This window comes from Ruegeria sp. CF1, from assembly GCF_056537445.1.
This window is the reverse complement of the sequence record NZ_JBQFRN010000017.1, coordinates 42,778-51,340: the sequence shown is the minus strand read 5'-3', so window position 1 is coordinate 51,340 and position 8,563 is coordinate 42,778. Positions and strand designations below refer to the sequence as shown.

The following is an 8,563-nucleotide window of genomic DNA, read 5'->3' as shown; positions in this document are numbered from 1 at the left end:
TTTTGTGCGGATCTTAACGAAAACAGGTGGGTCAATTTTATTCGCTCATAACCCACCTAAGTGGGTCAATTTTGCATGCCGATTCACAGCTCAAGGACTTGAGAAACAGCACTGGTAAACTCAGAACTAAACTCCCACGTTCCAGCCCTGCCGCCTTTGCCTGATTTGAAAATTCGCGTGTTTGGCCGTTTGATTTCTACCAAAACGGTATAGTCAGTGAAGTTGAGCAGAAAATCGACAACGGGTTTGTTCTGGTTGTCTGTTCCACCTCCTCCAACCGTCATTTCACGATCAAATTGACGCATGATCCGATAATCAAGGCCGTAGCCAAATACCCATTGATGCTTATCGAAAAAGTCTTGCCAGTGGGCTTCGGACCAATTCCCGGAAGCGATCTGTGCTTCAAATTCCTCAACACCCTGACGCCTTCCCAATAGGATATTGATCTCCTCACTTGTGAGGTCGGCCTGCAAAGCGCGAACAACTGATTTTCTCTGGTCATTACTTAATGACTTGATGCGTTCGACTAACCCACGATCAGAAGCGTCAATTATCGCTTTCGGACCTGATTGGGTGGAAATGTCCTCAATTTGGAAGTTGTCTTCGTTGGAAAGATCAATGAACTCAATTTGCTTCAAGAACGACAGCAGGCGGGTGAATTCATCTTGTCGGAAAGTAAACTCGTTCTTCTCGGAAGCTTGGATCCAATCACCCGCGCGCGTTTGAAAGCTCTGCAATGTGATACGACGCACTTGCTTTTCGTCTTGGGTTACTAGTGCCGTTACCTGCGTTTTTCGCTTCTCGCCGGTTAGACGTAAACATGCCGCCCCCTCAACTTCACCAAGTTGTAACCTATCAGAGCCCTCCATCACCATTCGCACCTGTCGTAGTTTTTCAGGTGAGCGGTCGCTATAAGAGAAGACCTTTGAAATGTATGTCTTCGATTCTTTTCTTAGTTCGAAAAATTTTTGTTCATCATTACTCATGCCGGGAGTTTGCGTTGGTAACCACCACGGCACAAGATTCTATCCTGCGCCGATGCAAACAAAGTGCATTCAATAATAAATGTTGCGGGATTTGTTGCGGGATAGTTTGAATCCCCCCTAAATTTTCGATTCCGAGTGCGAAAAAGTTGTTTATTTTCAATAATTTAGGGGAAACCAGTGGCGGACCGAGGAGGATTCGAACCCCCGACCCCTTGATTCGTAGTCAAGTACTCTATCCAGCTGAGCTATCGGTCCGCGTTGGTGAGGCGGTATGTAGACCCGAGGCCAAGGGCGCGCAAGTCGATTCTTCAAAAAAACTTCAAAAAGTCATATCGCCGCGTGGAAGCCTTATTTCAAAGGTGGTTCCATCAGGCCCTGTGTCTTTCAGAAACAGGTCTCCGCCGTGACCCCGCACCAATTCTTGCGAAATCGCGAGCCCAAGTCCCGAGCCGCCTTTGCGAACACCACCCTGAAATGGTGTAAACAGATTCTCTCGGGCCTTAGGAGGCAGGCCTGGACCCGTATCGCTGATTTCGATGCACCAGTCGGCTTCAAGCTCAGATGCAGACACTGTTACGCGCCCCGCCTTACCAGAGACCAAAAGCGCCTGACGGGCATTGCGCACAAGATTCATGACAACCCTGAAAATCTGTTCCGGGTCGGCACGGATAACAAGATCTTCGGGTACGTCGTTCACGATCTCAACGCAGGCATCGGCAATGGCGAGTTGTTCGCTGGCGACAACATCTGCGGTAACGTCCCGCAAGCGCACCATGGTCAGGGTTGGGGCTGGTTCTTCGGCGCGTCCGAACGCCAAGGTGCTTTCGCACAAGGAAACCGCCCGCGTGATCGAATTGACAAGTTTGGGTGCCATTCGCGCCACCAGGGGGTCATTGCTGGCCTCAATTCGATCGGTAAACAGCTGAGCAGAGGTCAGAATGTTGCGCAGATCGTGGCTGACCTTAGCCACCGCCCCGCCCAACTGGGCCAGACGTTCACGTTGTTTCAGGGCCTGGGTCAGATCGGTTTGAAGCATCTGCAGGGCCTCTTCGGCCTCGCGCAGTTCGGTCACCTTGGAATTGGGGGAGATGATGCCGCGCGCATCCTCAGGTGCGCTGGCATAGCGCTGCATGTAGCCAACAACGCTTTTGATCGGACGCACCAGTACCACGCGCACAGCCAGAAACAGGAACGAGGCCGTTATGATTGAGATCACAAAGGACAGCCCAAGGATGCGGAGCCCATAATCCGTCATGGCCATGCGCAAGGGCTCACTGTCCATTGTCACCTCGATCAACAGTCCTGCGTCTTTGACCGGCGCGCCGATCACACGAATGACCTCGTTTTCGGGGGTAAACAGCCTCGAGACAGCATCACGGATCAGCACCCAAGCGCTGGCATTACGCAAATCAAAGGTCTTGGTGATCTGGGTCGGGATCGGTGAAGACAGCATGAGCTGACGCACCTCGTCGCGGCGCAATACGACGTTATAGACCCCCGCATTTGACAGCAATTCCGCTTCAAGCTCATCAGCCAGCATATCGTCGGCCAACAAAGCAAGCGAGGCGATCTGGGCGCGTTCCAGCCGGTTCAGCAGAAAATCTTCACGGAAACGCGCGATCGAGGGCACAAAGATCAGTACTTCGGCCAACATGACGAAGACCGTCGTCAGGATCAGAAATCGGCCCGACAGCGAGTTCAATTTACGCTCCTCCTTGGGTCAGGGGATCCAGCGTTGGACGAACCTGACCACTCGTTTAACCATTTGATTCTCAAACAGCCTTGGAGAGAAATAGGCTCCTGCCACACGTTTGTTAAGCTCTCCGACCGTTGGGTAAGGCGAAACCATCGCTGCGATCTGACCCATCTTGAGATTATTGGCCAGCGCCAGCGACCACAAGTTGATCAATTCTCCGGCCTGATATCCGACGATTGTCGCGCCCACAGGTCGGCCCTTTGCGACCATCACCTTGATGAACCCCTTGGTCTTGCGCTCGGAAACTGCGCGGTCATTGTGGTGATAGTCGAACCGGGCAACCTCCACCGCGTCGCCATGCTGTTCACGGGCTTGTGCCTCGGTCAGGCCGACCTGTGCCAGTTCGGGATCTGTATAGGTGGCCCATGGGATATGAGCGGTCTTCGCTTTCGACGGAAGCCCAAATAAGGCAGAGCGGATGATGATCCCCGCATGATATCCGGCGACATGGGTAAATTGCAGCCCACCTGCAACATCACCAATGGCATAGACCTTGCGATTGCTCGTGCGTAAAGAATCGTCCACCTTGATGCCTGCCCGCGTGCTGTCGATCCCGGCAGCGCCGAGGTTCAGACGGTCGATATTGGCCTTGCGTCCGACGGCCAGCAACAGATGAGAGCACGCGTAGACCTCATCATTCTCAGTGACCACCTCAATGGTGCCTGCATTTTCTCGGATCTGGGACACCATGGCGTTTTCATGGATTTCGACACCTTCAGTCCGAAGGCTGTCCAGCACGACGGCTGCAGCTTCAGGGTCGTCTTTGCCCAGCGCACTAAGGCCCTCGATCACGGTAACTTTGCAGCCCAGCCGGATATGCGCCTGCGCCATTTCCATGCCGATGGGACCTCCGCCGATGATCAGCAGGTGCTCGGGCTTATCGCGCAGGTCGAATATGGTCTCGTTGGTGTAATACGGCACTTGATCCAGCCCGGGCAGCGGCGGCACCAAGGGCGATGAACCTGTGGCCACCACGACGCGACGGGCGGTGATCAGATGATCTCCGGCCTGTACCTGCGTGGGTGAGATGAAACGACCGTACTCCCGGATTACCTTGACGCCAAAGCCCTCAAAGCGCTCCTGACTGTCCATGGGTTCGATTTGAGCGATGACGTTTTGCACGTGTTCTTTGGCGGCTGCATAATCCACCCGTGGCGTCACATCCGCGACACCAAAAGCCGACGCGTGGGCCTGAGCATATGCAGCCTTGCCGCTGGCGATCAGAGCTTTGGATGGGACACAGCCGAAGTTCAGGCAATCCCCACCCATCTTGTGGCCTTCCAGCAGGATGACATCCGCACCCATCTGGCTGGCCCCGGCGCCTACAGACAACCCGCCTGACCCGGCCCCGATCACCAGGATATCGGTTTTCAACTCTTGCATGGATCAGGAACCCTTTCGACCACGGAGGGATTTGATGACAATCGGCAGCGCTGCCAGCGCGCACAAGCCAATAATTGGCCCGATCACGAAGGGTTCCCATAACAGCGAGACATCCGGGGTTTCGCCGCGATCAAAGACACCACCCAGCCCAACACCGATCCAGGTATAGACAATCCCACCAGGGATGATGCCCAGCGCCGTCGTAATCAGGAAGTTTCGGAACTTTACCCCAACCAATGCGGGCACCAGATTGGCAACGAAGAAGGGCACCACAGGTACAAGACGCAGCAGGAACAAAACCGAGATTTCATTCTCACGCAGCCCGTCCTTCAGTTTCTTGACCGTCCCTTCCGAGGCTTCAAGCTGGGCGGTCAGAGATTCACCCAAACCCCAGCGTGCGGCCAGAAAGATCGTCGAAGCGCCTATGGTTGCGGCAAAAACATTAAAAGCCGTTCCTGCAAGCAACCCGAACAGGAACCCACCGGTCATCGAAGCGACCGCAGCACCAGGCAGCGAGAAGGCAACAATAATGATGTAAATCCCTACGAAAGCCGCAGCCATCGCCCAGTAGTTTGAATCGCGCCAGGCCAGCAGGGCCTCGCGATTGTCGCGCAGGGTTTCAAAGGTCAGATAGTCGCCCAGCGCAAAGAACCCCACGGCGGCAACGGCGAGAATCACCGCCAATGGGATATGACGCGCCAGCCCGTTGCGCGGGATCTTGGTGGTTTCGTTCATCTGGGTAGCAGGTTCTTGTTCATTCATCTTGCCCACAACATGCGCCGCCCGCGCGCGCTGCAACAGAGGCCTCACGGGGCCTTGATGTTTATGGCACTTAATGTGAGGGATACGCGCTCTGAACCCGGTTTTTGAAATCTTTTGCCCGGACAGATTACAGATTTGTTGCAAAACGCACCAAAACCCCCACCTAGGGGTTTGACTTACCCCCCGCTACCCAGTAGAGGACGGGCTTCGAACACTAGGGCCAGGCGAATCCGCGCCGCACCCACCGCTATAGATTGGAGACGGAGCGATGAAACGCACCTATCAGCCTTCGAACCTGGTTCGCAAACGCCGCCACGGTTTCCGCGCGCGCATGGCCACCAAAGCCGGCCGCAAAATCCTGAACGCACGTCGCGCACGCGGCCGCAAGTCGCTGAGCGCATAAACCGCTCGACCTTTCAGGTTATGAACATGACGCCGCCGGAGGCCCCTGAGGATGGTAATAACCAGCCGCGGGTGATGCCCCCGGCGGCGTCCGTTTGCGCATCTGAATCATTGACCGTACTGCAGAATCGCTCGGACTTTCTGAAAGCCGCGCGGGCCAAACGGCAAGGCACTGCATCGATGATGGTGCAGGCGCGTAAACGTGGCGCTGATGAGGCTGCGGGCATTCGCATCGGGTTCACCTGCTCAAAGAAGGTCGGCAATGCCGTCGCCCGCAACCGCGCCAAACGCCGCCTGCGTGAAGCCGCGCGAGCCGTATTAACTATTCATGGGCATGCGGGCTGGGACTACGTGTTGATCGGCCGCGCCGAGGTTACCGCTGCACGGCCCTTTGATGCGCTGAAAGACGATTTGCGCTATGCGCTGCGCAAAATTCATGGGGGTGGCAAGTGAACATATTTGCCCATCTCCTCGCCCTGCCCGTCCGGGCCTACCGGTTGATCTTCAGCCCCTGGGTCGGATTCAACTGCCGCTATCAGCCGACTTGTTCGGCCTATGCGCTGGAAGCGCTTGAAAAACACGGCGCCATCAAGGGCGCATGGCTGGCGGCGCGCCGGATCGGGCGCTGTCATCCGTGGGGTGGCGACGGTTATGACCCTGTGCCCGAAGACGAACGACCCTGACCCTTGCCCGGCTCACCCAACTGCGATAGGCCCCGCCCATGTTTGATGAAGCCGACGATATCCATCCGCTTTTTGCCGGTGCGCCTTCAACCACCGAGTTCAAGAAGCTGCGCAAGCGCATCGTGCGCCAGACGCGCGAGGCCATTGAGCAGTACGGCATGGTGGACCGCACCGCCGAAGGTAAAACACCCCGCTGGTTGGTCTGCCTATCGGGCGGTAAGGACAGCTATACCCTTCTGGCGGTGCTCTACGAACTGAAATGGCGCGGTCTGCTGCCCGTGGATCTTCTGGCCTGCAATCTGGATCAGGGGCAACCGGGGTTCCCGGCAACAGTCCTGCCAGAATTCCTAGACCGTATGGGGGTGCCACATCGGATTGAGTATCAGGACACCTATTCCGTTGTGATGGACAAAGTTCCGCAGGGCCGCACCTATTGTGCGCTGTGTTCACGCCTGCGTCGTGGCAACCTCTATCGTATCGCGCGCGAGGAAGGCTGTTCCGCAGTTGTGCTTGGCCATCACCGCGATGACATCCTTGAAACCTTTTTCATGAACCTGTTCCATGGCGGTCGCCTTGCAACCATGCCACCAAAACTGGTGAATGAAGAAGGTGATCTGTTCGTCTATCGCCCGCTGGCCCATGTGGCCGAGGCGGATTGCGAGAAATTCGCCAAAGCGATGAACTATCCAATCATACCCTGCGATCTGTGCGGCAGTCAGGACGGGCTGCAGCGCCAACAGGTCAAGCAGATCCTCGATCAGTGGGAAAAGAACAGCCCCGGCCGGCGGCAAGTGATGTTTCGGGCATTGACCAATGCGCGGCCTTCGCATCTTCTGGACCCAAAACTGTTTGATTTCGCAAATCTTTCGATCGATCCGATTCAAAAAGACGAAAATTCAGACGATATTCCCCAGTTACGTTAACGCCTGACTCAGATTGATTTCCTACGGTTGGCTTGCGCGATCCTAGCCCAAGCTGAAGGCCCTAAAACCTATGCGGAAATTCCTCTTTGTCGACTGTTGTTCCGAAACGCTGCGGATATTTCTCACCGGACCGCAGGTTCTGGCATTTATTCCCGCGGCGTGTTTAGCCGCCTTCTGGTTGGGCGGTGAACGTGCACTTGTTACCACGGCTTTGGGTTTGCCCCTTGCTTTTGCCGTCATCGGAAATTGGGGAAGCCGTTCTTATACAGCCCGCAGTTCAGGTATGCGCCCCAGCGGCCTGGTTCCCTATGACGTTTTTCAATCAGAGTTGGAGGCGTTGAGTGAATCGGTCAGCAAATCAGGTGAGAATGCCGCCTGTATTGCAATTGCTTTGGACGGCTATGCCGACCTTCAGGATCTGCACGGTCAGGCTGCCGCCACTCATGTAAAGCAGCAATTCAGTGATCGTATCCTGTCGATCATCCGAAATCAGGACATCTTTTCGCAGATCGATCAGAACCGGTTTCTCATTGGCCTGCATCCCTCCCCACATCTTGATCTGGAAGCTTGCATTCAAATGTCCGGCCGCATCCAAAGCGCAGTCGAAGAGCCGCTTTTGTTGAATGGCACAGGAGTTTACCAATCCTGCTCGATCGGGTTTTGCCTGCATTCAGACCTGCGACAGGCCGAGGCTGATGAGTGGATTGGCGCCGCCACCGCTGCACTGTCCGAGGCGCAAAGAAGCGGTCCCTCGACCATACGCGCCTATTCAACCGCGACCCGTCGGCGATCCCTGGTCCGAGCCAATTTGAGAAAAGAGTTCGAGGCGGCATTGGACAATGGAGAGATTCGGCCCTGGTTTCAGCCTCAGGTTTCAACGGATAATGGGAACATCACAGGGTTCGAGGCTTTGGCAAGGTGGGAGCATCCAATAAAAGGTGTTCTCAGCCCGCAGGTATTCCTGCCCTTCGCCGAGCAAGCCGAACTGATGGAGCGGCTAGGCCAAATCATGCGTCACCATGCTTTTAAAGCGATGCAAGCTTGGGATCTTGCAGCATGCGTTGTGCCCCGGATCGGTATCAATTTCTCATCCGATGAGTTGCGCAATCCCGGCTTGATCGACCGCCTGAAATGGGAGTTGGATCAGTTTGATTTGACACCGGATCGGCTGGCGGTTGAGATTCTGGAAACCGTGTTCTCTCGCAAGCCGGATGACGTGATCACCCGGAATGTAACCGGCATGGCTGCGCTTGGATGTTGTATCGACCTGGATGACTTTGGCACCGGACATGCTTCAATCGCCTCTATCAAGCGGTTTGACGTCTCGCGGATTAAAATTGATCGGACGTTTGTCACCAAATCCGATCAGGATCCCAGCCAGCAGCAACTGGTCAGCGCCATTCTGACCATGGCTGAACGTCTGAACCTCGAGACGCTCGCCGAAGGCGTGGAAACGCCCGGCGAGCACGCGCTGATGGCGCAATTGGGCAGTAACCACGTTCAGGGGTTCGGAATTGCAGAGCCAATGCCATTTGAGCAGACCCTGGATTGGATCGCGGCGCATCGTGCCAAGATCAGGGGTGCATCCAAGATCGGTCGCAAAATGGGATGAAATCTGCAATTACGGTGCGCCAAATCCAGCGCCGGAGCGATTTGATGGGCGATTCC

9 protein-coding genes and 1 tRNA gene are annotated in these 8,563 nt (G+C 55.5%); 5 read left to right on the top strand and 5 right to left on the bottom strand.

The features are described from left to right. Positions 1-83 precede the first annotated feature (83 nt). The 5 genes from ACRZ96_RS20230 to ACRZ96_RS20210 form a co-directional block, all read right to left on the bottom strand. On the bottom strand, positions 84-986 hold the full coding sequence (locus ACRZ96_RS20230) for a Shedu anti-phage system protein SduA domain-containing protein (RefSeq protein WP_480814995.1): 903 nt from the start codon (positions 984-986) through the stop codon (positions 84-86). 178 nt (positions 987-1,164) lie between these two features. Further along, positions 1,165-1,241, bottom strand: a tRNA-Arg gene (locus ACRZ96_RS20225). Between the two features lie 64 nt (positions 1,242-1,305). Beyond that, the gene (locus tag ACRZ96_RS20220) at positions 1,306-2,688 is read right to left on the bottom strand and encodes a sensor histidine kinase (protein ID WP_480562667.1); all 1,383 of its coding nucleotides are present in this window, start codon (positions 2,686-2,688) and stop codon (positions 1,306-1,308) included. 18 nt (positions 2,689-2,706) lie between these two features. Continuing rightward, entirely contained in the window at positions 2,707-4,125 is a 1,419-nt protein-coding gene (locus ACRZ96_RS20215) for a dihydrolipoyl dehydrogenase family protein (RefSeq protein WP_480707638.1), read from the bottom strand. Positions 4,126-4,128: 3 nt separating this feature from the next. Further along, entirely contained in the window at positions 4,129-4,887 is a 759-nt protein-coding gene (locus tag ACRZ96_RS20210) for a TVP38/TMEM64 family protein (RefSeq protein ID WP_480814994.1), read from the bottom strand. A 268-nt stretch (positions 4,888-5,155) separates the two neighbouring features. Here ACRZ96_RS20210 and rpmH point away from each other — a divergent pair, with 268 nt between their 5' ends. From rpmH to ACRZ96_RS20185, 5 genes are all read left to right on the top strand, one after another. Further along, positions 5,156-5,290, top strand: coding sequence for a 50S ribosomal protein L34 (gene rpmH / locus ACRZ96_RS20205; protein ID WP_005980833.1), 135 nt, complete (start codon positions 5,156-5,158; stop codon positions 5,288-5,290). A gap of 26 nt (positions 5,291-5,316) precedes the next feature. Then, positions 5,317-5,742, top strand: a complete 426-nt coding sequence (rnpA, locus tag ACRZ96_RS20200) for a ribonuclease P protein component (RefSeq protein WP_223117081.1) — start codon at positions 5,317-5,319, stop codon at positions 5,740-5,742. After that, entirely contained in the window at positions 5,739-5,972 is a 234-nt protein-coding gene (yidD, locus tag ACRZ96_RS20195; protein WP_223117082.1) for a membrane protein insertion efficiency factor YidD, read from the top strand. The genes rnpA and yidD overlap by 4 nt, the downstream gene beginning before the upstream one ends. A 38-nt stretch (positions 5,973-6,010) precedes the next feature. Further along, on the top strand, positions 6,011-6,895 hold the full coding sequence (gene ttcA, locus ACRZ96_RS20190; RefSeq protein WP_170402750.1) for a tRNA 2-thiocytidine(32) synthetase TtcA: 885 nt from the start codon (positions 6,011-6,013) through the stop codon (positions 6,893-6,895). A gap of 70 nt (positions 6,896-6,965) precedes the next feature. Next, positions 6,966-8,507: a putative bifunctional diguanylate cyclase/phosphodiesterase gene (locus tag ACRZ96_RS20185; RefSeq protein WP_480707639.1), complete on the top strand. Its 1,542-nt coding sequence runs from the start codon at positions 6,966-6,968 to the stop codon at positions 8,505-8,507. Positions 8,508-8,563 lie beyond the last annotated feature (56 nt).

What these genes read in the sequence shown, in the direction of transcription:
- ACRZ96_RS20230 (WP_480814995.1), bottom strand. Translation starts at nt 986, where the DNA reads ATGAGTAATGATGAACAAAAATTTTTCGAACTAAGAAAAGAATCGAAG.
- ACRZ96_RS20215 (WP_480707638.1), bottom strand. Translation starts at nt 4,125, where the DNA reads ATGCAAGAGTTGAAAACCGATATCCTGGTGATCGGGGCCGGGTCAGGC.
- ACRZ96_RS20210 (WP_480814994.1), bottom strand. Translation starts at nt 4,887, where the DNA reads ATGAATGAACAAGAACCTGCTACCCAGATGAACGAAACCACCAAGATC.
- rpmH (WP_005980833.1), top strand. Translation starts at nt 5,156, where the DNA reads ATGAAACGCACCTATCAGCCTTCGAACCTGGTTCGCAAACGCCGCCAC.
- rnpA (WP_223117081.1), top strand. Translation starts at nt 5,317, where the DNA reads ATGACGCCGCCGGAGGCCCCTGAGGATGGTAATAACCAGCCGCGGGTG.
- ttcA (WP_170402750.1), top strand. Translation starts at nt 6,011, where the DNA reads ATGTTTGATGAAGCCGACGATATCCATCCGCTTTTTGCCGGTGCGCCT.
- ACRZ96_RS20185 (WP_480707639.1), top strand. Translation starts at nt 6,966, where the DNA reads ATGCGGAAATTCCTCTTTGTCGACTGTTGTTCCGAAACGCTGCGGATA.